Annotated in this window: 23 protein-coding genes; 14 read left to right on the top strand and 9 right to left on the bottom strand. The window is 73.3% G+C overall.

Annotated features, from left to right (window positions below; genetic code table 11):
• Position 1: 1 nt before the first annotated feature.
• Positions 2-484, bottom strand: a complete 483-nt coding sequence (locus OHA34_RS03385; RefSeq protein ID WP_329520661.1) for an NUDIX hydrolase — start codon at positions 482-484, stop codon at positions 2-4.
• Positions 485-613: 129 nt separating this feature from the next.
• Here OHA34_RS03385 and OHA34_RS03380 point away from each other — a divergent pair, with 129 nt between their 5' ends.
• The 4 genes from OHA34_RS03380 (at position 614) to OHA34_RS03365 (ending at position 4,449) form a co-directional block, all read left to right on the top strand.
• On the top strand, positions 614-1,372 hold the full coding sequence (locus OHA34_RS03380; protein ID WP_329520660.1) for a DeoR/GlpR family DNA-binding transcription regulator: 759 nt from the start codon (positions 614-616) through the stop codon (positions 1,370-1,372).
• On the top strand, positions 1,365-2,579 hold the full coding sequence (locus OHA34_RS03375) for an MFS transporter (RefSeq protein WP_329520659.1): 1,215 nt from the start codon (positions 1,365-1,367) through the stop codon (positions 2,577-2,579). Before OHA34_RS03380 ends, OHA34_RS03375 begins: the two co-directional genes overlap by 8 nt.
• 245 nt (positions 2,580-2,824) lie before the next feature.
• Entirely contained in the window at positions 2,825-3,193 is a 369-nt protein-coding gene (locus OHA34_RS03370; protein ID WP_285943420.1) for a YciI family protein, read from the top strand.
• Positions 3,190-4,449 carry an RNA polymerase sigma factor gene (locus tag OHA34_RS03365; RefSeq protein ID WP_329520658.1) on the top strand — a complete coding sequence of 420 codons (1,260 nt, stop codon included), beginning with the start codon at positions 3,190-3,192 and terminating at the stop codon, positions 4,447-4,449. Before OHA34_RS03370 ends, OHA34_RS03365 begins: the two co-directional genes overlap by 4 nt.
• A gap of 30 nt (positions 4,450-4,479) precedes the next feature.
• Here OHA34_RS03365 and OHA34_RS03360 read toward each other — a convergent pair whose 3' ends face one another.
• The gene (locus OHA34_RS03360; protein WP_329520657.1) at positions 4,480-6,861 is read right to left on the bottom strand and encodes an excinuclease ABC subunit UvrA; all 2,382 of its coding nucleotides are present in this window, start codon (positions 6,859-6,861) and stop codon (positions 4,480-4,482) included.
• A gap of 101 nt (positions 6,862-6,962) precedes the next feature.
• Positions 6,963-7,319 (bottom strand): VOC family protein, encoded by a 357-nt coding sequence (locus OHA34_RS03355; protein WP_285943423.1) that lies wholly within the window; start codon positions 7,317-7,319, stop codon positions 6,963-6,965.
• A gap of 198 nt (positions 7,320-7,517) precedes the next feature.
• On the opposite strand from OHA34_RS03355, the gene OHA34_RS03350 reads away from it, so the two are divergent.
• Complete coding sequence (locus OHA34_RS03350) at positions 7,518-8,978, top strand: SMI1/KNR4 family protein (protein ID WP_329520656.1); 1,461 nt, start codon at positions 7,518-7,520, stop codon at positions 8,976-8,978.
• Positions 8,979-9,099: 121 nt separating this feature from the next.
• On the opposite strand, the gene OHA34_RS03345 is transcribed toward OHA34_RS03350, so the two are convergent.
• Positions 9,100-10,020, bottom strand: coding sequence for an alpha/beta fold hydrolase (locus tag OHA34_RS03345; RefSeq protein WP_285943425.1), 921 nt, complete (start codon positions 10,018-10,020; stop codon positions 9,100-9,102).
• A gap of 81 nt (positions 10,021-10,101) precedes the next feature.
• Between OHA34_RS03345 and OHA34_RS03340 the strand changes: the two genes are divergently transcribed.
• Positions 10,102-10,647, top strand: a complete 546-nt coding sequence (locus tag OHA34_RS03340; protein WP_285943426.1) for a helix-turn-helix domain-containing protein — start codon at positions 10,102-10,104, stop codon at positions 10,645-10,647.
• Positions 10,648-10,653: 6 nt separating this feature from the next.
• Here the strand turns inward: OHA34_RS03340 and OHA34_RS03335 are convergent, their stop codons facing one another.
• Both OHA34_RS03335 and OHA34_RS03330 read right to left on the bottom strand, forming a co-directional pair.
• Positions 10,654-11,139: a pyridoxamine 5'-phosphate oxidase family protein gene (locus tag OHA34_RS03335; RefSeq protein ID WP_329520655.1), complete on the bottom strand. Its 486-nt coding sequence runs from the start codon at positions 11,137-11,139 to the stop codon at positions 10,654-10,656.
• A gap of 74 nt (positions 11,140-11,213) precedes the next feature.
• Positions 11,214-11,717, bottom strand: coding sequence for a DinB family protein (locus OHA34_RS03330; RefSeq protein ID WP_285943428.1), 504 nt, complete (start codon positions 11,715-11,717; stop codon positions 11,214-11,216).
• Positions 11,718-11,766: 49 nt separating this feature from the next.
• Between OHA34_RS03330 and OHA34_RS03325 the strand changes: the two genes are divergently transcribed.
• From OHA34_RS03325 to OHA34_RS03290, 8 genes are all read left to right on the top strand, one after another.
• A complete protein-coding gene (locus OHA34_RS03325; RefSeq protein ID WP_329520654.1) occupies positions 11,767-12,519 on the top strand; it encodes a YqjF family protein in 753 nt (250 codons plus the stop codon).
• Between the two features lie 255 nt (positions 12,520-12,774).
• Entirely contained in the window at positions 12,775-13,935 is a 1,161-nt protein-coding gene (locus OHA34_RS03320) for an ROK family transcriptional regulator (protein ID WP_285943430.1), read from the top strand.
• 12 nt (positions 13,936-13,947) lie between these two features.
• A complete protein-coding gene (locus OHA34_RS03315) occupies positions 13,948-14,976 on the top strand; it encodes an extracellular solute-binding protein (RefSeq protein WP_285943431.1) in 1,029 nt (342 codons plus the stop codon).
• A gap of 112 nt (positions 14,977-15,088) precedes the next feature.
• The gene (locus OHA34_RS03310) at positions 15,089-16,153 is read left to right on the top strand and encodes an ABC transporter ATP-binding protein (RefSeq protein ID WP_285943432.1); all 1,065 of its coding nucleotides are present in this window, start codon (positions 15,089-15,091) and stop codon (positions 16,151-16,153) included.
• The gene (locus OHA34_RS03305) at positions 16,150-17,943 is read left to right on the top strand and encodes an ABC transporter permease (RefSeq protein WP_329520653.1); all 1,794 of its coding nucleotides are present in this window, start codon (positions 16,150-16,152) and stop codon (positions 17,941-17,943) included. The genes OHA34_RS03310 and OHA34_RS03305 overlap by 4 nt, the downstream gene beginning before the upstream one ends.
• A 50-nt stretch (positions 17,944-17,993) precedes the next feature.
• Positions 17,994-19,454, top strand: coding sequence for a lyase family protein (locus tag OHA34_RS03300; protein ID WP_285943435.1), 1,461 nt, complete (start codon positions 17,994-17,996; stop codon positions 19,452-19,454).
• Positions 19,451-20,398 carry a carbohydrate kinase family protein gene (locus OHA34_RS03295; protein ID WP_285943437.1) on the top strand — a complete coding sequence of 316 codons (948 nt, stop codon included), beginning with the start codon at positions 19,451-19,453 and terminating at the stop codon, positions 20,396-20,398. Before OHA34_RS03300 ends, OHA34_RS03295 begins: the two co-directional genes overlap by 4 nt.
• A complete protein-coding gene (locus OHA34_RS03290; protein WP_329520652.1) occupies positions 20,395-21,363 on the top strand; it encodes an amidohydrolase family protein in 969 nt (322 codons plus the stop codon). The genes OHA34_RS03295 and OHA34_RS03290 overlap by 4 nt, the downstream gene beginning before the upstream one ends.
• A gap of 177 nt (positions 21,364-21,540) precedes the next feature.
• Here OHA34_RS03290 and OHA34_RS03285 read toward each other — a convergent pair whose 3' ends face one another.
• The 3 genes from OHA34_RS03285 to OHA34_RS03275 all read right to left on the bottom strand — a co-directional run bounded on the left by OHA34_RS03285 (position 21,541) and on the right by OHA34_RS03275 (position 25,009).
• Positions 21,541-22,857, bottom strand: coding sequence for an MFS transporter (locus tag OHA34_RS03285; protein WP_329520651.1), 1,317 nt, complete (start codon positions 22,855-22,857; stop codon positions 21,541-21,543).
• A 308-nt stretch (positions 22,858-23,165) separates the two neighbouring features.
• Positions 23,166-23,822 carry a response regulator gene (locus OHA34_RS03280; protein WP_285943440.1) on the bottom strand — a complete coding sequence of 219 codons (657 nt, stop codon included), beginning with the start codon at positions 23,820-23,822 and terminating at the stop codon, positions 23,166-23,168.
• Positions 23,819-25,009: a sensor histidine kinase gene (locus OHA34_RS03275; RefSeq protein ID WP_329520650.1), complete on the bottom strand. Its 1,191-nt coding sequence runs from the start codon at positions 25,007-25,009 to the stop codon at positions 23,819-23,821. Before OHA34_RS03275 ends, OHA34_RS03280 begins: the two co-directional genes overlap by 4 nt.
• Positions 25,010-25,025: the final 16 nt, after the last annotated feature.

Genomic DNA, 25,025 nt, shown 5'->3' with positions numbered 1-25,025 from the left:
GTCACGGCGGGCAGGGCCGCGTCGGCGAGCGCGGCGCGCGGGCGGGGGAGCGCGGCGAGCGCCGGGCCGAGCGGTGGTCGATCCACTGGATCAGGCCGATCTCGTGGCCGCCGGGGACCTCGTCGTACTCCTCGGTGGCGAGTCCGGCGCGGATCTCGGGGGTGACGTGGAGCCGGTAGATCAGGTGCAGCTTGCGCGGCGGGGGAGTGGCCCCGGGACGGGAGACCATCTGGTCGACCACCCACAGCAGCTCCGGCTCGCGGGCCTGGGAGGGGGCCAGGCCGAGTTCCTCGGCCAGTTCGCGCCGCAGGGCGGCGAGCAGGTCCTCGCCGTGCTCGACGTTGCCGCCGGGCGGGGTGTAGTGGACCGATCCGGGCCGGTCGCGGCGGATCAGGGCGACCTCGTCGCCGCAGAACACCAGGGCGCCGACGCGGACCTTGATGCGGGTGAACGGCGGCGTCGCGGCGTCGTTGGGGAAGCTCATGGCACCAGCATCGCCGACCGCGCGGCCGGCGGCCGGGGACGGCGGGTCAGGGGGAGCCGGTCGGGGCCCAGCTCACCGGGTGACGAGCTCGCACTTGAAAAGAGTCGCATCCCATGTTCGTATGAAAACATGGATCTTTCAGAACGCCACGCTCTGATCATTGACCGGCTTCGAAGTGCGGAGCGGGTGGACGTGGCCGAGCTGGCCCGGGCGATCGGCACCTCCGAGGTGACGATCCGGCGGGACCTGGAGCAGCTGGCCGAGCAGGGCGTGCTGCGGCGGGTGCGGGGCGGCGCGGTGAGCCTGCTGTCCCGGGGCGAGGGACCGCCGTTCGTCTTCCGCGAGGTCGACAACGTCGAGGCCAAGCGGCGCATCGGCGCCGCGGTCGCGGGACTGATCCAGGACGGGGAGGCGGTGGTGGTCGACGGCGGCACCACCGGCCTGGAGGTGGCCCGGGCGCTGGCCGGACGACGGGTGACGGTGATGCCGCTGTCGATGCAGGCGGCCGGCGCCCTGGCGAACGCGGCGCCGACCCGGATCATCCAGGCGGGCGGCGAGGTGCGGCCGGGCGAGCTCGCGGTCACCGGCCCGCTCGCGGAGGCGGGACTTCGGGCGCTCCGGTTCGACACGGCGGTCCTGTCCTGCTGCGGAGCCTCGGCCGAGCACGGGGTGACCGCCTACGATCCGGCGGACGCGTCGCTGAAGTCGGTGGCGATCTCCTCGGCGGCGCGGACGATCCTCGCCGCCGACGCAGCCAAGTTCGCCCGGACCGCGATGGCGGTGGTGGCCCCCCTGACCCGGGTGGACGTGCTCGTGACCGACACCGCCGCGCCGCCGGAGGCCCTCGAGGCCATCGCCGCGCTCGGCATCGAGGTGCACCGTGTGTGATGCGCGGGCGCTCCCGTCCGGCCGGGAGCGCCCGCCGGTCACCGCCGCGGCGAGGGGCGGGGCCGCCCGGACGGCCGTCACGGTCGTCTTCGTCGTGCACGGGCTGCTGTTCGCCTCGTGGACCGCGCACATCCCCGACGTCAAGGCCGGTCTCGGGCTCGGGGACGGGTCGCTCGGGCTGGCCCTGGCCGGCGCCCCGGTGGGATCGGTCTGCGCGATGGTGTTCGCGGGCGCGCTCCTGTCCCGGCTGAGCAGCCGCACGGTCGTGCGGATCACCCTGCCCGGATACTGCCTGGCGGGCACCCTGATCGGAGCGGCCGGATCGATGCCGCAGCTGTTCGCGGCCCTGGCACTCTGGGGCGCGTTCCAGGGAGTCCTGGACATCGCGATGAACGCCCAGGCCGTCGCGGCCGAACGGGCCCGGGGCCGTCCGATCATGACGACGCTGCACGGGTGCTGGAGCGTCGGGGCGCTGGCCGGCGCGGGCATCGGGGCGGCCGGCGTCGCCGCCGGGGTCCCGCTGCCGGCCCAGCTCCTGCCGCTCGGCGTGGCCGGGATGCTCGCCGGCCTCTGGCCGACGGCGCGCTTCGCGGACGATCCGGCGCCCCCGCACGGCGATCGGCGCGGCGGCTCCCGCGCCTCCCGGCCGCTGCTGGTCCTCGGGACCATCGCGTTCGCGGGACTGCTGTGCGAAGGGGCGGTGGCCGACTGGGCCGCGGTCTACCTCCGCGAGACGCTGCGCCTGGACGGCGGAGCCGCCGGACTGGGCTACGCCGCCTTCGCCGCGTCCATGGTCGTCGTGCGCCTGTCCGGCGGCCACCTGCAATCCCGCTTCGGCCCCCGCCCGCTGGTCACCGCCCTGTCCGTGCTCGCCGCCGCGGGCCTGGCCGGCGGGCTCCTGCTGGCCGAGCCGGCCGCCGCGATCGCCGGGTTCGCCGCGCTCGGCATCGGTCTGGCCTCGGTGGTCCCGGTGGTGTTCAGCGCCGCGGGCAACCAGCCGCGCCTCCCTCCGGGGACCGGCATCGCCACCGTCTCCGCGATCGGTTGGACCGGGTTCATGTGCGGGCCCGCGGTGATCGGGTTCCTCGCCGACCGCACCTCGCAGCCGATCGCGCTCAGCCTCATTCCGGTGCTGCTGGTCCTCATCGCGGGCGCCGCCTGGGCCACGCCCGTCCTGAATCCCGCCCGTCCCGAGGAGGGTGCCTGACAGGCGCGCCACCTGGCGAAGGGCGCCGGGCGCCGGGACCGCGCGGCCCCGAACTGCGGCAGGCCGGCGCCGATCGATGGAACGTCCCTGTCTATCCTTGGACTGCGGCCTTCTTCGAGGTGGCCGGTGGCGCCACCAGGCGATTGGTCCCCTGCGGGATGTCAAAATCGCGCCGCCCGCTACGACCCACCTCCGTAAGGCGGCGCGCGACGCGCCACTGAAGGCCGTGACATCAAGGAGACGACGTGAAGTTCCTACTGATCATGCACACCAACCCGCTGGTCTGGGACGCCCTGACCGAGGCGGAGCGCAACGAGGTGATGACCGGCCACGGCGCGTTCATGGAGACCGTCGAGGCGTCCGGAGAGATGATCTCGACCGCGGCGCTCGCGGAGCCGTCGGCCAGCGCCGTGGTGCGCGTCCGGGACGGGGTCCCGGCCGTGACCGACGGGCCGTACCTGGAGGCCAAGGAGTACGTCGGCGGCTACTACCTGGTCGAATGCGAGAACCGCGAGCGCGCGCTCGAGCTGGCCGCGCTGATCCCGGACGCCGGGGTCGAGGGGCTCGGCATCGAGGTCCGCCCGGTGCTCTTCGCGGCCGCCGCCGGGGGGTGAGCACGCCCGAACGCCTCGGGGACCTGCTGCGCGAGCTGGCGCCGCGGGTCCTCGGGGCGCTGCTCCGCCGGCACGGAGAGTTCGACTCCTGCGAGGACGCGGTCCAGGAGGCGCTGCTGGCGGCGGCGACGCAGTGGCCGGAGGAGGGCGTTCCGGACAACCCGACGGCCTGGCTGGTCACCGTGGCCTCCCGCCGCCTGGTCGACCACGTGCGCAGCGAGCAGGCGCGCCGCCGCCGGGAGGCCGCCGTGGCCGCGCGCGAGGCACCGGACGCCGACCTCGCACCGGCGCCCGGCGACGGCGGTCCGGGGGACCGGGACGACACGCTGACGCTGCTGTTCCTGTGCTGCCATCCCGCACTGACGCCCGCCTCGCAGGTGGCGCTCACGCTGCGCGCCGTCGGCGGGCTGACCACGGCCGAGGTCGCGCGGGCGTTCCTGGTCCCCGAGGCCACGATGGCGCCGCGGATCAGCCGGGCCAAGCAGCGGATCAGGGCCGCCGGCGGGTCCTTCGCGCCGCCGCCGGCGGCCGAGCGGGCCGAGCGGCTCGGGGCCGTCCTGCACGTGCTCTATCTGATCTTCAATGAGGGGTACACCGCCAGCTCCGGACCCGATCTCCAGCGCCATGAGCTCACCGAGGAGGCGATCCGGCTCACCCGGATGGTGCACCGGTCGCTGCCCGGTGACAGCGAGGTCGCCGGGCTGCTGGCGCTGATGCTGCTGACCGACGCCCGCCGGCCGAGCCGCACGGGCCCGGACGGCGCCCTGGTGCCGCTGGCCGAACAGGACCGGAGCCGGTGGGACGCCGCCATGATCGAGGAGGGCACCGCCCTGGTGGCCGGCGCCATGGCCGCGTCCCCCCTCGGCCCCTACCAGCTCCAGGCGGCGATCGCCGCGCTGCATGTGCAGGCGCCGCGGGACGAGGACGCCGACTGGGAACAGATCCGCGTCCTCTACCGGATCCTCGGCCGGATCGCGCCCAACCCGATGGTCACCCTCAACCATGCCGTCGCGGTCGCGAAGACCCGCGGCCCGCGCGCCGGGCTGGAGATGCTGGAGACCCTCGACGGCGACGCCCGGATGCAGGGCCATCACCGCCTCCACGCGGTGCGCGGGTACCTGCTGGAGCTGGCCGGCGAGCCCGCCGCCGCGCGGGAGGGCTACCAGGCGGCGGCGCGGCTGACGACGAGCCTCCCCGAACAGCGGTACCTGAGGGACCAGGCCGCGCGGCTGGCCCCTGATGCCGGTGAGCACTGACGGAGGTGATCGGGTCCGCGCGGGCCTCGGTCAGGTGCCGGTGTAGGCCGCGAGGTGCTCGCCGGTGAGGGTGGAGCGGGCGGCGACGAGGTCGGCGGGGGTGCCGGTGAAGACGATCCGGCCGCCGTCGTGGCCGGCTCCGGGGCCGAGGTCGATGATCCAGTCGGCGTGCGCCATCACGGCCTGGTGGTGCTCGACGACGATGACCGACTTGCCGGACTCGACGAGCCGGTCGAGCAGGCCGAGCAGCTGCTCGACGTCGGCGAGGTGCAGGCCGGTGGTCGGCTCGTCCAGGACGTAGACGCCGCCCTTGTCGGCCATGTGGGTGGCCAGCTTGAGCCGCTGCCGCTCGCCGCCCGACAGCGTGGTCAGCGGCTGGCCGATGGTGAGGTAGCCGAGCCCGACGGCGGCGAGCCGGCCGAGGATGGTGTGCGCGGCCGGGACCCGCGCCTCGCCGGCGCCGAAGAACTCCTCGGCCTCGGCCACCGACATCGCGAGCACCTCGCTGATGTCGAGGCCGCCGAGGTGGTAGTCCAGCACCGAGGCGTCGAACCGCCGGCCCCCGCACTCCTCGCAGGTGGCGGCGACGCCGGCCATCATCGCCAGGTCGGTGTAGATGACGCCGGCACCGTTGCAGGCGGGGCAGGCGCCCTCGGAGTTGGCGCTGAACAGCGCCGGCTTGACGCCGTTGGCCTTCGCGAACGCCTTGCGGATCGGGTCGAGCAGTCCGGTGTAGGTCGCAGGGTTGCTGCGCCGCGAGCCGCGGATCGGGCCCTGGCCGATCGCCACCACGCCCGCGCCGGCGGGGATCGACCCGTGCACGAGTGAGCTCTTGCCGGAGCCGGCGACGCCGGTGACGGCGACGAGCACCCCGAGCGGGATGTCGACGTCAACCTCGCGCAGGTTGTGCGTCCTCGCGCCGCGGATCTCCAGCGTGCCGGTGGGCGTCCGGACCTTGTCCTTGAGGGCGGCCCGGTCGCCCAGATGGCGGCCGGTGGTGGTGCCGCCGGCCCGCAGCCCCTCGACGGTGCCCTCGAAGCAGACGGTGCCGCCCGCCGCGCCGGCGCCGGGGCCGAGGTCGACGACGTGGTCGGCGATCTCGATCGTCTCCGGCTTGTGCTCCACGACGAGCACCGTGTTGCCCTTGTCGCGCAGCCGCAGCAGCAGGCCGTTCATCCGCTGGATGTCATGGGGGTGCAGGCCCGCGGTGGGCTCGTCGAAGACGTAGGTGACGTCGGTGAGCGAGGAGCCCAGGTGGCGGATCATCTTGACGCGCTGCGCCTCGCCCCCCGACAGCGTGCCGGCCGGCCGGTCGAGCGAGAGGTAGCCCAACCCGATCTCCACGAACGACTCCAGGGTCCGCCGGAGCGAGACGAGCAGCGGCGCCACCGACGGCTCGTCCAGGCCGCGGACCCATCCGGCCAGGTCGCTGATCTGCATCGCGCAGGCGTCGGCGATGCTGATCCCCTCGATCTTCGACGACCGGGCCGGCGCGCTGAGCCGGGTGCCGTCGCACTCGGGGCAGACGGTGCACGTCGTCGCCCGCTCCACGAACGCGCGGATGTGCGGCTGGAGCGCGTCGATGTCCTTGGACAGCATCGACTTCTGGATCTTGGGGATCAGGCCCTCGTACGTCAGGTTGATGCCATCGACCTTGATCTTGGTCGGCTCCCGGTAGAGGAGGTCGTTCAGCTCCGTCTTGGTGTACTTGCGGATCGGCTTGTCCGGATCGAAGTAGCCGCAGCCGGTGAAGATGCGGCCGAACCAGCCGTCCATGCTGTAGCCGGGGACCGTGAGCGCACCCTCGTTCAGCGACTTTTCGTCGTCGTACAACTGGGTGAGGTCGATGTCGGAGACGGTGCCCCGGCCCTCGCACCGCGGGCACATGCCGCCCAGGCGGTTGAAGGTCTCCCGCACGGTCTTGCGGGCACCGCGCTCGACCGTGATCGAGCCGCGCGCCCGGACCGAGGGGACGTTGAAGGCGTAGGCGTTGGGCGAGCCGATGTGCGGCTCGCCCAGCCGGCTGAACACGATGCGCAGCATCGCGTTGGCATCGGTCGCGGTGCCGACCGTCGAGCGCGGATCGGCCCCCATCCGCTGCTGGTCGACGATGATCGCCGTCGTCAGCCCCTCCAGGACGTCGACCTCGGGCCGCGCCGGCGCCGGCATGAAGCCCTGCACGAACGCGTTGTAGGTCTCGTTGATCATCCGCTGCGACTCCGCGGCGATCGTGTTGAACACCAGCGAGGTCTTGCCCGAGCCGGAGACGCCGGTGAACACCGTCAGCCGCCGCTTGGGGATCTCGATGCTGACGTCCTTGAGGTTGTTCTCGCGCGCGCCGTGCACGCGGATCAGGTCGTGGCTGTCGGAAACGTGCGGTGCGGGCGGCTGCGCGTCCGTCCTCGTGGCCATGTTCACCGTTCCTCCCTCTGTCGACCGGGACCGCCTTCGTGTCATCGGTGGGCCGATGCCCGGTGTGGCGACAGTACGAGCGCGGGAGCCGTGGTCGGTACTCAGCGGTCCTGAAGCAGCCCGAGGACGTTGCCGTCGGGGTCGGTGACGGTGGCCACCAGGCGGCCGCCGCCGACGTCGTGCGCGGGCTCCCGCACGGTGGCGCCGGCGGCGGTCACCTCGGCGAGCTTCGCCTCGATGTCCGGCACGTGCCAGTAGGCCACCGGCGTGGCCGGGGCCTGCGGTCCGCCGCCCGGCACCAGCCCGATGTGCTGGCCCGCGGCCTCGAAGCCGACGTAGTAGGACTCGTCGGCCTGCGGCGGCACGCCGAGCAGGGCGGCGTACACCTTCTTGGACGCCGCCAGGTCGGAGACGGGGTGCAGCACGGTCTTGATCCCCTGGGTGGAAGAGCCGGTCATGGTCGCTCCTGGAGTCGTGGGTCACACCGGTGAACGGTGAGGTCGATGTCGATCACGCTAGTTGCGGCTCGGTGAACGGCGCTTCTCGATTCCTGATCGGTCTGGTCAGCGCGTGATCAGGAGGCGGCCTCCGATGTCGGTGGGCCCTGATAAAGATGATCGCTGCGGGACCGACCTTCGCCGAGGAAAGTGAGTGCCATGGCAGACGACCAGAACGTCGAGGCGGAGGCGCTGTTCCAGAAGATGGCCCTGAGCCTGGCCAAGGGGGCGCCGCAGGGTTACCGGCGTGCTTCCCTCAGTGCCCGGACCGACCGGCACGGCATGGAGGACGGGGTGGTGACCAATGTGCTCGCGAACGGCCGGTCGCGCCCCGGCCCGCAGAGTTTCCGCAAGCAGCTGAGCAGGATTCACGACCTGGACGGGGCCGGTGCCGAGACGCTCTCCATCGAGCTGGCCGTCTATCCGACGGGCCGATTCGAGGCGCTCACCAGCCGGGCCATCAGCCCGAGCCGCCACTCGGGGGCCGGGACGGGCGGTCACGTCTATGCGCTCGATCCCGATGTCCCTCCGCCTGACATCGGGGACGACCAGCCGGGGCCGTTGGACGCCGCGCAGGCGGGGGATCCCGGGGAAGCGGTGCGGCTGCTGCGGCGTCACCTGGAGAAGCGGGCTGAGATCTTCGAGCGTCCGGCGGACCTCGCCGAACCCCTGCCCGAGCCGCTCGAATCCACGGCGATCGAGGACCTGGCGCACACCCTGGGCCTCGACCTCCCCGACGACCTGCGCGCGCTCTACACCGTGGCGGACGGCGACGGCGGCGCCGGGCTCATGGACCGCCATCCGTGGTTCGGGTTCAGAAGGCTCGTCGACTTCTGTCTGGGCGACCGCTGGTGGGCGGCCCGCGACACCTGGTGCGATCACCGCGTGCGCGATGAGACCTCCCCGCCGGGCGTCGTACGGCGTTCGGCCGACCGTCCCGGCTGGATCCCGTTCGCCGAGAGCACCGGCGGCGACTTCCTCGCCGTCGACATGGACCCCGCGCAGGCCGGCCGGCCGGGGCAGGTCATCCGCATCGGCCGCAACCACGACGCTGGTGCCGTCTTCGTCGCCGATTCCGTGACCACGCTGTTGCGCCTCCAGTTGGAGGCGCTGGAACGCGGTGCCTATACGTGCGATGCGGAGAATGCGGAACTGTGGATCGATGCGGAGTTGCCCGCGCGGCGCGGGCCCTCCGGCCCGGGCACCGTCCGAGAGACCGCGTCGCGTCGCGATGAAGTACAGGTGCTCTCCCTGACCGGGGAGACCGATCTGGCCTCATTGGCGGGCCACCCGACGTTGCGGATGCTGACGGTCAAGGCGTCCGACCCCGTCTCCCTTGCGCCGCTTCGCGACTGCCCGCGGCTGTACGGACTGGACCTGTCGCAGGCCTCGGTGCGCGATATCGAGGCGGTCTCGGAAATGGCGGGGCTGCTGTATCTGTCACTGCGCCACGACCAGTGGACGGATCTGTTCGAGCGGACCGATCGTCTGCCCGCACTGGCCGCACCCGCGCTGGCCGGTGCGCCGACCCCCGGAATGCTGGCGGAATGGGCGTCCCGCTTCGGGCCGGGAGGCGATGGCGACGGCTTCCGCTACCACACCGGACAGCTGACGGTCTGAGAGCCGGCCGGTGCGGGCAGCGGCGGCACCGGCGAGACCCAGGACATGCTCGACTTCTGCGCCCGGCACGGCATCACCGCCGCGACCGGCCTCGGCGGCGCCCTCGCGGGGCGCCGCCGTGTCATCTGCCGAGCAGGTCGCGGATCGCCTGGAGCACGGCGTCGGTCTGCTGAATGTGCATGTACTGGTGGGAGGCGTGTTCGAGCACGCGTTGCTCGCCCCGGGGAACGGACGCGGCCATCGCCGCATGGAGGGCGCGCACGCCATCGTGCGCTTCGCGCATGAGCTGCTCGGACATGAACTGCGCCCAGTACGGGTTTTCGCCACCGGCGGTGAGCACCATCAGGGGGACGTCGGGCAGCTCCCCTCCGTGGCGGAGTTCGTCGTAGACCTCGGTCTCGAAGTTCTGCGTCTCCCGCAGGCTCGTCCGCCACTCCGCGAGGTGGTGTTCGATGAGCGCCGTCCGGACCGGGCCCGGCCATTCGGCGTGGAGCTGCGCGTACTGCTCTCGGGCGGCCTGGATCTGCTCGGCGGTCAGCTCCGGCAGCTCCTCCAGGTCGGGCTTCATCTGCTCGGCCGCTCCGGCCGCCTGCTCCGGCATGTAGTCGAGGATGTCCTCATGGCCGGGGTCCAGCAGGAGCAGCCCGGCCACCTCGCCGGGAAAGAGCTGGGCGTAGCGGCGCGCGTAGAAGGCCCCCAGCGAATGGCCGACCAGCAGGTAGGGGGCGGGCACGGCGGCGGCGCGCAGGAGGTGCCGGAGCTCGCCCGCGACCTCGGCCGGCGTGCGGGGCAGGTCGACGGGCTCGCTCCAGCCCGTCCCGGCGCGGTCATAGAGCACGCTCGTGGTGAGTTCGGCCGTCCGGTCCTGGACGTTCAGGAAGTCCAGGCCGACCAGGCCGGCCCCGGGCAGGAACACCACGCTCGGGCCGCCGGTGCCCGAGCGGTGCAGCATCAGCCGCCGTCCGCCCGCGTCGTGGAGACGCCCCAGCGGCGGTGCGTCCTCCATCGTCCCGGCCCGGCTGTCGGTTGATCGGCCGTGCATCGCGGCTCCCTCGGTGAGCGGCGGGATCCCGCCGACTGTTCGCAACTTTGCGAACGGTATCGCATATGAGATCATTCCGGCGTGGAGGCCTTGGAGCTGTTCGCGCATCCGGTACGGCTGCGCATCGTGCACGCCCTGTCCGGGGGACGGGTCGTCACGACCTCCGAGCTGTGCGCCCTGATCCCCGACGTCTCGAAGGCCACCGTGTACCGGCACGTGGGCGTGCTCGCCGACGGGGGAGTCCTGGAGGTGGACGCCGAGCAGCGGGTGCGCGGCGCGGTCGAGCGCCGGTACCGGCTGAGCCGGGACCGGGCGGTGATCGACGCCGGCACGGTCGCGTCGCTGTCCGCCGGCGACCACCGCCGCGCGTTCGCCGCGGCGATGGCCGTCCTGATCGCCGAGTTCAACGCCTACCTCGACCGCGACCGCGCCGACCCGGCCGCCGATGCCGTCGGCTACCGGCAGCACGCGCTCTGGCTCAGCCCGGACGAGCTCGCCGAGATGATCTCCGAGATGCGGGGCGCGATCGCGCCCCGGCTGGCGAACGAGCCCTCGCCGCACCGCACCCGGCACCTGATCAGCCCGATCCTGTTCCCGATCGAGGAGCCGCCCGTGCCGGGGGAGTAGCGGTCGCTACGCGCGCGTGAAGTGGTGCAGTTCCCGGCCCGGCCGCCACAGGTCGATGGCCATGACGGCCCCCTCGATCCGCGTCAGCACGGCCTCGCGGATGTCGGTCTTGAAGAAGTGCGACTCGCCGAAGGCGGCGGGGTCGAGTCCCCGCGCGGTCAGCATCGGCGCGATCTGGTCGCGGTCGGTGACCGCGACGGCGCGGCCGGACAGCTTGGCGTCACCGGGCGCCGCACCGGCGTCGCCGAGAATGACCGGGGGGCCGTGGAGCGCGAACCGCGGATCACGCAGCAGGTCCCGGCCCTTCAGGGCGCCGGGCATCGATCCGAACCACAGGTCGTCGCCGACGAAGTAGGCCTCGATGCCGCTGACGCGCGGCGAGCCGTCCTTGCGGAGCGTCGCGATGGTCTTGTGCTTGTTCACCTCGAACGCCGCCCGGATCCGGGCGACGAACTCCGGTGCCGAATCGGATACCTCACGCCAGTTCGCCATGGACTCCCCTGTGGTCTCGAAGCTCGACGCCCCAGCTTGCCGCCTGGGACCGACAGAACAGTCCCGGCGGTGGGTCACTCGCCCACTGCACCGTCGATGGTCTCGCGCAGGAGGTCGGCGTGGCCGTTGTGTCGCGCGTATTCCTCGATCATGTGGGTGAGGACGTAGCGGAGCGAGATGGATTCGCCTCGAAAATCCACCGTGTCGTCCAGGGAGGCGATCGTGTCCGCGGTGGCGCGGGAACGGTCGCATTCCGTGTGCCAGAGCGCGAACGCCTCGTCCACCTCGGCGTCCTCGACCTGGAACTCGGCGAGCTCGCCCTCGGCTCGCGGCCAAAGGGGCGGGGCGTGCTCGCCTTTGACCGCGAGACGGAACCAGGCGCGCTCGACCTCGGCCGCGTGCCGTACGAGGCCGAGGAGGGAGAGGTCCGAGGCCGGAATCGCCTTTCGCTTGAGTTGTCCGTCCGTCAGGCCCTCGCATTTCCAGGCGAGGGTCGCGCGCTGGTAATCGAGGAACGCCGTCAGTGACGCACGGTCGCCGGCGGTCTTGGACGGTTCCCTGCGCCGTTGATCGGTCACCGGACGATGATGGCAGACCGAGTCCGCGGCCTTCTGCGATGCTGGCGCGATGCCCACCGTTCCGCCGGTTCCGGAGCCGATCACCGCCGACGCCCCGGTGTCGATCACCAGTCCGCTGCTCACCCAGTCCTGGCTCGATCTGGCCTTCGTCCATTGGGCCGTTGACCCCGCGGACGTGGCGGGGCTGCTGCCGGCCGGGACGGTGCCCGACACGCTCGGCGGCGTCACCTACGTCGGCCTGGTCGCGTTCCGGATGCACCGCGTGGGGTGGTTCGGCCTTCCCGGGGTGCCGTATCTCGGCACGTTCCCCGAGACCAACGTCCGCCTCTACTCGGTGGACGGGCACGGGCGGCGCGGCGTGGTCTTCCGTTCGCTGGACGCCTCCCGGCTGATTCCCGTGATCATGGCGCGGGTCGGTTTCCGGCTGCCCTATCTGTGGTCCCGCATGTCCGTCCGCCGCGATGGCGACACCATCGGCTACGCCAGCTCGAGGCGCTGGCCGGGTCCGCGCGGTGCGCACAGCCGGATCACCGTGCGGGTGGGCGGGCCGCTGGAGGAGCCGAGCGAGCTGGAGCACTTCCTCACCGCCCGGTGGGGGATGCACAACGCCTCGTTCGGACGGTCGATGTACCTGCCGAACGACCATCCGCGCTGGCCCCTGCACCGGGCCGAGCTGATCGAGTGCGACGAGGACCTGGTGTCGGCGGCGGGCCTGCCGGAGCCGGTGGGCGCACCGGTGAGCGTGCTGTACTCGCCCGGCGTCCCGGTGCGCTTCGGCCCGCCCGCCCGGCCTCGAAGGTGACGTGCGCGCCGTCCATGACGCCGTTGTCTAGATGATCGGTAGCCGTCCTCGACGCGGTTGCCGGAGGCCGGGGTGACGCCGCGTCGGCCGCCCCGTCCAGCGCCTTGGCGACCGCGGGGCGCCGGCCTCCGCGTCCGCTGGACCCGGCTCTAGGCGTCACACCGTTCGGTGCGTGCCCCTTCATCCGCCGGACCGGTGGAATTCCTCGGCCTGACACCTTCACAAAGTTACTTCGGATGCCGTATAAAGTACGCCATGCCTGACACAACGGGACGTTCTGCCCCGACCGGGAACGAGGCGCTGCGCCGGATCCGCACCGACGCCGTGCTCGCCGCGCTGCGCGAGCACGGCCCCGTGTCGCGCACCGGCCTGGCCGATCTCACCGGGTACCGGCCGTCCTCGCTCACCGAGATCGTGCGCGATCTGATGGGCAGCGGCCACGTCCTCCAGGTCGGCACCGGAGACTCCTCCGGAGGCCGCAGGCCCCGCCTGCTCGCCTTCAATCCGGCCGCCGAAACGCTCGTCGTGGTGTCGCTGGAAGGCGACCAGGCCCGCGCCGCGGTGGTGGACCTGGCCGGAGAGCCCTACGGCGAGCACACTCGGCGGATCGACGCGGCCGACCCGTTCACCGGGCTGGTCGCCCTCATCGGCGAGGCGGTCGCGGGATCGACCGGGCCGGTCCCGGGCCGGGTGGTCTTCTCGGTGCCCGGGGTGGCCACGGTCGAGGGCGCGGTGACCCTGTCGCCCGTCCTGCGGGCGCTCGGCGACGACTCGCTCACCAGCACGCTGGCCGACCGAGTCGGGCTGCCGGTGCGGACCGAGAACGACGTCAACCTGGTCGCGCTCGGCGAGCGCGAGCAGGGGGCCGCCGCCGACGTGGACGACCTCGTGCTCATCTACGTCGGGTACGGCGTCGGCGCCGCGCTGGTCACCGGCGGGGCGCTGTGCCGGGGCGCGGCCGGGTTCGCCGGGGAGATCGGCTTCCTGCCCGCCGGGCCGCCGCCGGAGCCGCACGAGGGCGGGCGCGGCCGGTTCGAGCAGCGCTGGAGCGTGCCAGGCATCGCCGCCGCGCTGGCCGGGCCGGACGGGCCGGCGCCCGCCGACCCGGTCGGCGAGCTGGCCCGCCGCGCCGGCGAGCCGGAGGTCGCCACGCTGCGGCGCTCGGTCATCGAGGCGTGGGCGTATGCGGCGATCGTCTGCTCGTGCGTGGTCAACCCCGCGCGGGTGGTGTACGCGGGCGCGGCGGTGCGGCTCGGCGAACCGGGGCTCGCCGAGCTGCGCGCGCTGGTCGCCGCGTCCGCGCCGTCCGCCCCAGAAGTGATGTTCGCCGAGCTCGGGGCCCGTGCCCTGCATGTGGGCGCGGTGTCGCCCGCGGTTTCATCGTCGGCCGTGGTCGCAACCCGGCCGACCCCCTGAAGGAGTAGCAGCATGCGCAAGATCGTCCTGCTCGTCGCGAGCGCCTTCGCGCTCGCCGGTGTCACCGCCGGGTGCGGTATCAGCGCCTCGGACGAGTCCAACCTGACCATTTACACCGCCCGGGACAAGGGCCTGGCCCAGAACGTCGTGGACGCCTTCGAGGCCGCCAACCCCGACTACAAGGGCAAGGTCCGGCTGCTCACGCTGGGCGCGCAGGAGGCCGCCGAGCGGGTGTCGGCGGAGAAGGGCCGCCCGCAGGCCGACATCTGGTGGGGCGGCACGCAGCAGCAGTTCGTCCAGTCGGCCGGCGCGGGGCTGCTCGCGCCCGTGCCGGAGGCGGTCAAGACCAGCATCCCCGAGAAGTACCGCGACGCGCAGGGCCGCTGGGTGGCCGAGATGCTGCTCAACGAGGTCATCTTCTACAACGACAAGATGCTCAAGCCCGACCAGGCCCCCAAGGACTGGGACGACCTGGTGAAGCCGGCCTACAAGAACAAGATCATCGTGCGGGACGTGGCCGCGTCCGGCACCATGCGCAGCATCTACTCGGCGATGATCTCCCGCAAGGGCAAGGACGGCGACCCGGCCGCCGGCTACGACTGGCTGCGCAAGCTGGACGCCAACACCAAGGTCTACGCGGCCAACCCCACCGACCTCTACCTGCGCATGCAGCGGCAGGAGGCGCCGGTGTCGGTGTGGAACCTCCAGGACGTGCTGCTCCAGCGCAAGAACAGCAAGGCCCCCTTCGCCGTCGTCTCCCCGGCTTCGGGCGTCCCGCAGCTGCTGGACGGCGTCGCCAAGATCGCCAAGGGCCCCAACTCCGCGGGCGCCGACGCGTTCCTGACCTTCCTGCTCGGCCAGGAGCAGCAGAAGAAGCTGGCCGAGGAGTGGTTCCAGATCCCGACCGTGAAGATGGACGCCCCGCCGAGCTGGCTGGCGCCGCTGAAGCTGACCGAGATGAAGGTCGACTGGGACGCGGCCGCCGCCAAGGAGAACGAGTGGATCACCCACTGGGGCTCGGCCATCAAGAACAAGGGCTGACCGGCCCGCGCTGACCGCACGTTCCAGGGGGCGCCGCGCCGCCCCCTGGAACGTGCCACCCCTCGTTCCGTCCGCGCTCCCCGAGCACCGCGAGCGTCTAAGTGAGGCACCCATGATCCCCGTCCGGCTCGACCGCGTCGGCAAGCGCTACGGCACGAACGAGTTCGTGGTCAACGACATCGACGTGACCATCGGCTCCGGTGAGTTCTTCACCCTGCTGGGGCCGTCCGGCTGCGGCAAGTCGACCACCCTGCGCATGATCGCCGGGTTCGTCGCCCCCACCACCGGCCGCATCCTGTTCGGCGAACGCGAGGTCACCTCCACCCCGCCGAACAAGCGCGGCACCGGCATGGTGTTCCAGAACTACGCGCTGTTCCCCCATCTCAACGTCGCGCAGAACGTGGCGTACGGGCTGGTCACCCGCAAGGTGCCCAAGCCCGAGCGGACGCGGCGGGTCGAGCGGGCCCTGGAGTCGGTCGGGCTCGGCGCCCTCGCCGACCGGCCCATCGACCGGCTCTCCGGCGGCCAGCAGCAGCGGGTCGCGCTGGCCCGCGCCCTGGTGATCTCCCCGGAGGTGCTGCTGCTGGACGAGCCGCTGTCCAACCTGGACGCCAAGCTGCGCGAGGAGACCCGGACCGAGATCCGCCGGGCCCAGCGCGAGGCGGGCATCACCAGCGTCTACGTCACCCACGACCAGGCCGAGGCGATGGCGATGAGCGACCGGATCGCGGTGCTGGACGCCGGCCGCCTGCATCAGGTCGGCACCCCGCGCGAGATCTACCACCGTCCCGCCACCGCGTTCGTCGCCCGGTTCATCGGCAGCAGCAACGTGCTGGACGCCGAGGTCGTGGCGAGCTCGCCGGACGGCGCGGTGGTCGAGCTGGCGAGCGGCGGCCGGGTCGAGGCCGCCCGCCCGGCGGACCTGGCGGTCGCCGCGGGGGACCGGGTCGCGGTGTCGGTCCGGCCGGAGAACCTGCGGCTGACCGCGCCGGGCACCGGGACGCTGGACGCGGTCGTCACCGCGGCCGAGTTCACCGGCGCCAGCAGCCAGTTCGACGTGGCCTGCGGCGACCTCGAGCTCTCGGTCACCGCGCCGGACTCGGCCGAACTTCCCCGGCCCGGCGACACCGTCGGCCTGCGGGTGGACCCCGGGCACGCATGGCTGGTGCGCCGATGAGTACCGGCACCCTCACCACCGCGCCGCCCGACACCGGCGGCCGGGCCCGCCGCCGGCTGCCCTCCCGCGACTCCGACAGGTTCGTGTACGTGCTGGCGCTGCCGGTCATCGCGATCCTGGTGTTCTTCGTCCTCATCCCGATGCTGGCCACCGCGCGCACCTCCGCCGGCGGCGCGGGGTTCGCGGCCAACTACCGGGCGCTGCTGTCGGGGTCGGGCGCGCACGCGCTGCTGCTGTCGATCGGCACCTCGCTGGCGTCGGTGCTGTTCTGCGGCCTCCTCGGCACGCTGCTGGCCGTCCTGCTGAACCGGTTCGAGTTCCCCGGACGGCGCGCGCTCTCGGTGTTCGCGGTGCTGCCGATGGCGCTGCCGCCGCTGATCGGCGCGGTGTCGTTCGTGCTGCTCTACAGCGAGACCGGGATCGTGCCGCGGGCCCTGCACGCGGTCACCGGGCTGAACCCGGGCGCGGTGTCGGTCGGCGGTGTGGCCGGGGTGGTCCTGGTGCACGCCTTCACCATGTACCCCTACTTCTACCTGTCGGTGTCGGCGTCCCTGGCCGGGCAGGACGTCTCGCTGGAGGAGGCCGCGACCAACCTCGGCGCGGGACGGTTCCGGGTGTGGCGGACGGTGCTGCTGCCGATGCTCACCCCGGCGCTGGTGTCGGGCGCGCTGCTCACCTTCATGATGTCGATGGCCTCCTTCACCGCGCCGCAGTTGTTCAACGTGCAGACGCTGACGATGGAGATCGTCTCGGCGCGCACGTCCGGCAACGCCGAGCTGGCCGCGACGCAGGCGACCGGGCTGTCGGTGGTGTCCATCGTGTTCCTGGTGGGGATGCGCTGGTACCAGAACCGGCGGGTGCACCGGAGCCTGTCGAAGGGGGCCGCGGCGGTGCGGCGCGGGCCCTCGTCGGGACCCGCGCGGGCCGCCGCGGGGCTGGGCAGCCTGCTGCTCACGGTGGTGCTGATGGCGCCCGTCCTGGTGATCGTGCTGGTGTCGTTCTCGGCGGACGGCGCGTGGACCACCCAGATCCTGCCGCCCTCGTACACGCTGGACAACTACCTTCAGATCTTCACCGAGCCGAGCAGCCTGCTGCCGGTCTCGGTCAGCGTGCAGGCCAGCCTGCTCGCCACCGCGGCGGCGGTCCTGGTCGGCGCGGCGGCGGCCTGGGTGGTGGCCCGGTGGAAGCTGCCCGGACGGTGGACGATGGACGTGGTCATCATGCTGCCCTGGGCGCTGCCCGGCACCGTGATCGGCGTCAACCTGGTCACCGCGTTCAACGAGCCGGGCGCCTCCAACCTGGGGCTCACCCTGGTCGGGACGCTGTGGATCCTGCCGGTCGCCTACTTCGTCCGGTTCGTCCCGCTGGTGTTCCGGTCCACCGGAGCCTCCCTCGACCAGCTCGACCCGTCGCTGGAGGAGGCCGCCCGCAACCTGGGCGCCGGGCCGCTGCGGGTGCTGCGCACGGTGACGTTCCCGCTGGTGCTGCGCGGCGTCCTGGCCGGCGCGCTGCTGGCCTTCGTCGACGGCGTCGGCGAGTACGTGGCCTCGGTCGTGATCTACCCGCCCGGCGTCGTGCCGATGTCGGTGGAGATCTACAACCGGATCTACGCCTCCGAGTTCGGCACCGCCGCGGCCTACGGCGGCCTCCAGATCGTGCTGATCCTGCTCGTCCTGTTCGCCTCCCGCCGGCTCGAGGAGGGCCCCCGCCGGGGCCGCTCCCGCCGCGCCCGCCGCGACGGCCCGGCCGGCAGCGGATCCGCGGCGGCGTCGGCTCTGACGGTGGGCTGACCGGCCGTCCCCCCTGTGCAATTCGTCGATTCGTGGAAAGAGTGTTCTCGATGCCCCTCTCCGTGTACTGGCAGAACCACCTGCGGGTGGCGTTCGAAGAGTCCGCGCCGCAGCTGTACCGGCCGATGCTGCACGCGAGCCTGGCGCACGTCGTCATGCTCGCCGAGCAGGGCCTGCTCCCGGCCGAACGGGCCCGGCGCCTGCTCGGCGGCCTGCGCGCGCTGCTGGCCGAGGACGACGACGCGCTCGCCTTCGACGGCAGCGTCGAGGACGTGTACTACCTGACCGAGCAGCGGCTGGCCGCCGCCGCCGGGATCGAGCCGTCCGAGCTCGACGTCCAGCTCGCCAGATCCCGCAACGACCTGGACGCCGGAGTGTTCCGGATGGTGCTGCGCGACGGCGTCCTGGACCAGGCCGAGCAGGCCCTCGGCGCCGCCGCCGTCGCCGCCGCGCAGGCCGACCGGTACGCCGACGTGCTGATCACCGGGCAGACCCACCGCCGCCCCGCGCAGCCGACCAGCCTCGGCCACGTCCTGGCCGGCTACGGCGAGGCGCTGATCAGCCAGGCCCGGGAGATGCTCTCGGTCTACGACGAGCTGAACGTCAACCCGCTCGGCTCGTGCGCGTTCGCGGGCACCGACCTGCCGATCTCCGCCGACCGGCTGACCGGGCTGCTCGGCTTCCGCGAGAGCTTCACCTCCAGCTACGAGGCGGTCGCCGGGGCCGAGCACCTGGTCCGCACCGGCGCGATCCAGGCCCGCGCGCTGGCCACCGGCGCGCGGATGGCCCGCACCCTGCTGGACTGGATGACCTGGCGCTGGATCGCCACCCCCGACGCCTACTGCCAGGGGTCCAGCATCATGCCGCAGAAGAAGAACCCGGTGGTGCTGGAGCACATGTGGTCGATGGCCGGCGCCGCCGCCGCCGACATGGCCGCCACGCTCAACAACGTCGGCGCCGCCTGGTACGAGGACTCCAACAACGCCACCACCGACGTCCAGCAGCACCTGTGGCGCGGCGGTGACCGCGCGCTGCGCTTCCTCACCCTGATGCGCGGCCTGCTCGGCGAGATCACGCCGCTGGAGCCGCCGGCGCCGGACCAGGTGGTCGCCACCGGCGCCACCACCACCGCGATCGCCGAGGCCCTCGCCGGCGCGGGCGTCCCCTGGCGCGGCGCGCACTCGGTGGTCGGCGCGCTGGTCCGCCAGGCGCCCCCCGCGGAGTGGACCGAGGACCTGGTCGCGTCGGCGATCGCGGGCGCCGGGCTCGGCACCGCCGACCGCGCGGTCGTCCGGGCCGCGCTGGAGGCCGGGCTGCGGCCCGAGCGGGTGCTGGACCGCCCCCAGACGGGCGGTCCCGGACGCGACGCGGTGCGCCGCACCGCCGCGGGCGTGACCGCGGCGGCCGAGGCGCTGACCGGCGAGTTCGCCGAGCGGCGCGGCGCGCTGCGCCGCGCCGAGGACGCCCTGCGCGACGCCGTCGACGAACGTCTCGCCGCGAGCGACCGGTGAGCGGTGCCGTAGCCGGGCCGGCCCGGATCACCGTGGTCGGCAACGTGAACCTGGACGTCCTGGTCTCCGGGGTGGCCGAGCTGCCCCCGCCCGGCACCGAGCGGATCGTCCCGCCCGTCGTGCTGCGCGCGGGCGGCTCGGCGGCCAACACCGCGATCACCCTGGCCAGGCTCGGCCGGGAGACGGTGCTGACCGGGCTGGTCGGGGACGACGACACCGCGCACCTGCTGCGCCGGCAGCTCGACATCCCCGGCCTGCGCACCCACCTCACGCGGGTCCCGGACCGGCCCACCGGGGTGACGGTCGCGGTGGAGGCGCCCGGACGCGACCGCGCGTTCCTGTCGGCGCTCGGCGCGATGGCCGTGCTGGACGCCGGTTCGGTCCCCGAGGAGGCACTGCCGGCGGAGTTCCTGCTCCTGTCGGGCTACTTCCTGCTGCCGGCCGTCCAGGGGGACCCGGCCAGGGACCTGTTCGCGCGCGCCAAGGCGGCCGGGGCCCGCACCGCGCTCGACACCGGATGGGATCCCGGCGGCTGGCCCGCGTCCACCCGCGCGGAGGTCGTCGCCGTGCTCGGCGGCGTGGACGTGTTCCTGCCCAACGAGGACGAGATCCTGGCGCTCACCGGCGCGGCGTCGGCCGAGGCGGGCGCGCAGGAGATCGCCGACGGCACCGGGGCCACCGTGGTCGTCAAGCGCGGGGCGCGCGGCGCGCTGCTCGCCCGCCCGGGCGCGCCGCTGAGCGTGCACGCCACTCCCGAGGTGGCCGTGCGCGACTCGACGGGGGCGGGCGACGCCTTCAACGCCGGGTTGCTGCACCGCCTGGCGGGCGGCGCCGACGCCGCGGACGCGGTGGAGTACGGGACCCGCGTCGCCGCCACCGTGATCAGCAGACCCTCCGACGACCGGGCCTTCACCCCGGGCGACGTGCTCGAGGGGGCACAGTGACCACGGCACCGCGCGACATCCCCGTCGTCGACTTCCACCTGCACTTCCGCATGGAGCACGACCCGGCCACCCGCGACCTGGCCGGGGGCCAGTTCGGCTGCGCCGACCACGACGAGCGGGCCGAGGCGCGGCGGCGCGAGCAGGTCGCCGAGCAGTCGCGGCGCTGGCGGCGGGCCTGGGGCTTCCCCGACCCCGAGTCCGGGCCCGGCGCCGGACGCGACTGGGAGGCCGAGGCCGACCTGTGGCTCGCCGAGCTCGACCGCCACCACATCGAGCACGCCGCGTTCGTCACCGGCTGCGGCGACGAGAACGTCGCGCGGCTCGTGGCCAGGGCACCGGGCCGGTTCTCGGGGATGGCCAACCTGACGGACCTGACCGCCCCGGACGCCGCCGCGCGCCTGGAGCACGCGGTCACCGAGCTCGGGCTGCGCGGCCTCAAGCTGTTCGCCCCGCTGCTGCCGCACCGGATCGACGACCCGGCGGCGGACCCGGTCTGGCGGGTCGCCGCCCGGTACGACATCCCCGTCCTGATCCACTTCGGGCACTGCGGGTCCAGCGGCGGGATCGCGCACAACGCGCGGATCGAGCCGGCCTGGCTGGAGCCGGTGGCCAAGCGCCATCCGGGCGTCACGTTCGTGATCCCGCACTTCGGCGTGCAGCACGTGCAGCAGGCGCTGTTCCTGAGCTGGGCCTGCCCCAACGTGTGCGTGGACACCTCGGGCTCCAACCAGTGGGTCCGCTGGATGCCCTACCGGCTCACCCTGGAGGACCTGTTCCGCCGCTGCTACGAGACGATCGGGCCCGACCGGATCGTCTTCGGCAGCGACTCGTCCTGGTTCCCGCGCGGCTACTGCGACCGCTACCTCGCCGATCAGCTCCGGATCTGCCACGAGATGAACATGCCGGAGCGCGATCTCCGCCAGATCTTCGGCGGCAACGCGACCCGCCTCCTGCGGCTGCCCTGAGCTGAGCGGTCTCCCTGGGAGAGCCGCTGGGGACGGTGTCCGCCGGCCCCGCAGCGCGATGACGCCCGCGCCGTCACGTGGCCCCTCGTCCACGCAGTGCAGCCGGAATCCGGCGGCATCGGTGTAGCGCGGACGGAAGGGCCACGTGCCGTCGGGAGGGTCCGCTGACGCGGTGTGTCAGTGGAGATCGAGGGATTGCCGATGTCGCCGGTGCCGGGCGCCGCCTGCGACGACCGGGGCGATGGTGATCAGCGTGCCCAGGCCGAGCGCCAGCCAGTAGAGCCGCTGGTGGCCGCCATGGCGCAGGAGCAGGTAGACGGTTCCGCCGCACAGCGAGCCCAGGGCTTCGCCCGTGCTCCAGCAGACCTGGCGGAGATTGAACGTCTCCAGGCGGGATCCGTGCGGCAGCCCGGCGAAGGCCGTGCTGACCGTGGAGTGGAAGAACGGTTCGGCGAGTGTGAACAGGGCGACCGCCAAGACGATGGCGGACACGGTGGGGAGGCCCGAGCCGAGCAGCAGCGCCGTCCCGCCGAAGCCCAGGGACGCCACGCCGATGAAGGCGTACGGCGGAGTCCCGCGGCTCATCAGCCTGGTCATGAGCGCGGTGGCGGGCGCCTGGAGCAGCACGACGCCGACGGCGGGCGCGGCCAGGAACGCCGCGCGCGCCGCCGGCGAGGCGATCTCGTCGGCGAGCAGGAGGACGAGGGCGGAGGCGAACTGGGCGAACATGAAGGTGCCGGCCAGGGTGGTGAGCACCGTCGATCTCGTGGTCGCCTCGCGCAGGGCGGCGCGGAGCGTGCTGCGGCCGATCGGCCATCGGGTGGTGGCGGCCGGTGTGCGCAGTCCCGCGCGGACGCCGAGGGGCAGGACCGCTCCGGCCAGCAGGTAGCAGCCGGCGACGACGGTGAACAGCGGCCGCGCGTCGCCGCCCCGGTACAGCAGCATGGCCAGGAACGGCCCGACCGAGGCGGCGACGTTGATCGCGATCATCAGGGTGGAGTAGACGCGCTGCCTGCCGATGTCGTCGGCGACGGTCTCGGCGACCAGGACGCGCGACAGCAGCGAGTGCAGGCTCATTCCGAGCCCGGTCACCAGCAGCAGCGCCAGCAGGCCCGCCGTGCCGGCGGCGTAGGGCAGGAGGCCGAATCCGGCGGCGGCCAGCACCGTGCCCGCGAACATCGCCGGCAGATACCGCCGCCGTGACAGCCATCGGCTGACCAGCAGGGCGCCCAGCCCGGCCGAGGCCGTGTAGCAGAACAGCCCCGGCCCGGCGGCGCTCGCGGCCCGGCTGCTGAGCACCAGCACGAGCACCGGCATCACCGTGTACAGCCCGAGCGAGACGGTCAGGTGGTGGGTCGACAGCACCAGCGCGAGCCGGCCGCCAGAACCGGCGGGGGTGTCGGTGGCGGGGTCGCCGGTGGTCGCGTGGTTCGTGGTGAGGCCGTCCGTGCCCGGTCCGGGCAGGGCGTGATGAGGGAAGGGTCGTTCGGACACCGCGGTGGTCTCCCATGGGGGACGCGCCCACCGCGCGTGAGAAGGCTCAGCCGGTGGGCGGAGCGAAGGGGACGACGTCTGGCGCGCATGCCGAGGCGCGCCGCACATATGCGGCGTTCACCAGCAGCGCCTCCTGCACTCCGCCGGGAAGACCCGGCACCGTGATCCCATGATCACCCACGCCCCCGCCGTCCGCAACCGATCATCGGACGCCGGCCCCGCGGTCCCGGTAGCCGCAGAGGTCGCCGGGGCTCTGGTCGAGCCGCTCCAGCGTGCCGCGCGGCGGCGGCCCATCGGTTATCGCGCGGTCATCGGGGCGGGGCGACCAGACCGGCCTCGTAGGCGATGATGACGAGGTGGACGCGGTCGCGGGCGTCGAGCTTGGTGAGCAGGCGGCTCACGTGGGCCTTGGCGGTGGCCATGCTGATGAACAGGTGGGCGGCGATCTCCGCGTTGGACATGCCGCCTCCGACCAGGGTCAGCACCTCGCGCTCCCGTTCGGTGACGCCCTCCACCGACCGGCTCGGCGGGGACGGCTCGGGGCGCGCGGCGAACTCGCCGATCAGGCGGCGGGTGACGCTCGGCGCGATCAGTGCGTCCCCGGCGGCGACCACGCGGATCGCCGACAGGATGTCCTCCAGCGCCATGTCCTTGACCAGGAACCCGCTCGCGCCCGCCCGGAGCGCGGCGTACACGTAGTCGTCGTCGTCGAAGGTGGTGAGCACCAGGACGCGCACCGTGCCGGGATCCGCCATGATCATCCGGGTGGCCTCGATGCCGTCCATGCCGGGCATCCGGATGTCCATGACCACGACGTCGGGCCGAACCTCCCGGGCCAGCCGGACCGCCTGGGCGCCGGTGCCGGCCTCCCCGACGATGTCCAGGTCGGAGGTGTCGGCGATGAGCACCCGCAGACCGGCGCGGATCAGGGGCTGGTCGTCGGTCAGGACGACGCGGACCGTCACCGGGCCTCCGCCGGCACCGGGAGCCGCGCCTCCACCCGGAAGCCGCCCTCGGGGCGCGGCCCGGCGGCGAGGCGGCCGTTCAGCAGGCCGATCCGTTCGCGCATCCCGACCAGGCCGTACCCGGTGCCCGGGCCGCCGCCGTGGCCGGTGTGGCCGCGCCCGTCGTCGACGACCTCGACCGACAGCTCCTGGTCCTGGAAGCCGATCGACACCTGGCAGTGGCGGGTGCCGGCATGGCGCACCACGTTGGTGACCGCCTCCTGGACGACACGGAAGGCCGACAGGTCGATGTCGGGCGGCAGCGGGCGCCGCTCCCCGTGCCATCGCAGGTCCACGCGGACGCCGGCGTCCATCGTCGCCGCGGCCAGCCGGTCGAGGTCGGCCAGGCCCGGCGCCGGGTCGAGCGGCGCCGCGGAGCCGGGCTCGGCGCGGCGCAGCGCGCCGAGCATCCGGCGCAGGCCCGACAGCGTGTCCCGGCTGGTGGCCTCGATGGCGCTCAGCGCGGCGCGCGCCTCGGCGGGCTGGGTGTCGATGACGCGGCTGCCGACCCCGGCCTGGATCGCGATGATGCCGATGCTGTGCGCGACCATGTCGTGGAGCTCGCGGGCGATCCGGAGCCGCTCGGCGGTGACGGCCTGCGACGCGGCCCGCGAGGCCAGCTCCTCGGCGTGCTTGCGGCGCTCCCGGATCGAGTTGCCCGCCGTCCAGGCCGCGGCGATCGCCACCAGGACGAGCACCGCGGCGGGCCTGCCGGCCTCCCACGGCCAGGCCCCGGTGAACAGGGTGGCGGCGCCGAGCTGGGCGGCGAGTGTCAGCACGGCGGCGATGATCGAGGACCGGCGCGGGTGGACGGCCGCGATGAGGCCGACGGCCAGGTCGGTGACCAGCATCTCCAGGTAGCCGACCTCCGGGTTGGGCATCGCCGTCAGGGCGACGGTCCAGCCGGTGAGCAGCAGCGCGAGGACCGGCAGCGGACGGCGCGGCAGCAGGGTCGCGACCACGACCGTGAGGGCCGCCGCCGGGACCGTCTCCAGAATTCCGACGCCGTTCTTGGCCTCCTGCATCGTGAGGTACAGGACGGCGGGGTAGGCGATGGCCCCGCACCAGGCCAGGACCGTTCGCGCGCCCGCGCGGGCCCGGGCGGGCGACTCCGGGGACCGCGCCGGAGGAGGCGTCGTGGGGGACATGTCCCGATCGTAACGG

The sequence above is a fragment of the Spirillospora sp. NBC_01491 genome (assembly GCF_036227065.1).
Lineage (GTDB): Bacteria > Actinomycetota > Actinomycetes > Streptosporangiales > Streptosporangiaceae > Spirillospora > Spirillospora xylanilytica.
The sequence above is the reverse complement of the archived record's forward strand: the minus strand, read 5'-3'. Positions and strand labels throughout refer to the sequence as shown.

Coding starts and splice junctions, on each gene's coding strand:
- OHA34_RS03335 (WP_329520655.1), bottom strand. CDS start 11,139: ATGGCGAACTGGCGTGAGGTATCCGATTCGGCACCGGAGTTCGTCGCC.
- OHA34_RS03275 (WP_329520650.1), bottom strand. CDS start 25,009: ATGTCCCCCACGACGCCTCCTCCGGCGCGGTCCCCGGAGTCGCCCGCC.
- OHA34_RS03385 (WP_329520661.1), bottom strand. CDS start 484: ATGAGCTTCCCCAACGACGCCGCGACGCCGCCGTTCACCCGCATCAAG.
- OHA34_RS03315 (WP_285943431.1), top strand. CDS start 13,948: ATGCGCAAGATCGTCCTGCTCGTCGCGAGCGCCTTCGCGCTCGCCGGT.
- OHA34_RS03305 (WP_329520653.1), top strand. CDS start 16,150: ATGAGTACCGGCACCCTCACCACCGCGCCGCCCGACACCGGCGGCCGG.
- OHA34_RS03355 (WP_285943423.1), bottom strand. CDS start 7,319: ATGACCGGCTCTTCCACCCAGGGGATCAAGACCGTGCTGCACCCCGTC.
- OHA34_RS03320 (WP_285943430.1), top strand. CDS start 12,775: ATGCCTGACACAACGGGACGTTCTGCCCCGACCGGGAACGAGGCGCTG.
- OHA34_RS03345 (WP_285943425.1), bottom strand. CDS start 10,020: ATGCACGGCCGATCAACCGACAGCCGGGCCGGGACGATGGAGGACGCA.
- OHA34_RS03310 (WP_285943432.1), top strand. CDS start 15,089: ATGATCCCCGTCCGGCTCGACCGCGTCGGCAAGCGCTACGGCACGAAC.
- OHA34_RS03325 (WP_329520654.1), top strand. CDS start 11,767: ATGCCCACCGTTCCGCCGGTTCCGGAGCCGATCACCGCCGACGCCCCG.
- OHA34_RS03360 (WP_329520657.1), bottom strand. CDS start 6,861: ATGGCCACGAGGACGGACGCGCAGCCGCCCGCACCGCACGTTTCCGAC.
- OHA34_RS03380 (WP_329520660.1), top strand. CDS start 614: ATGGATCTTTCAGAACGCCACGCTCTGATCATTGACCGGCTTCGAAGT.
- OHA34_RS03300 (WP_285943435.1), top strand. CDS start 17,994: ATGCCCCTCTCCGTGTACTGGCAGAACCACCTGCGGGTGGCGTTCGAA.
- OHA34_RS03350 (WP_329520656.1), top strand. CDS start 7,518: ATGGCAGACGACCAGAACGTCGAGGCGGAGGCGCTGTTCCAGAAGATG.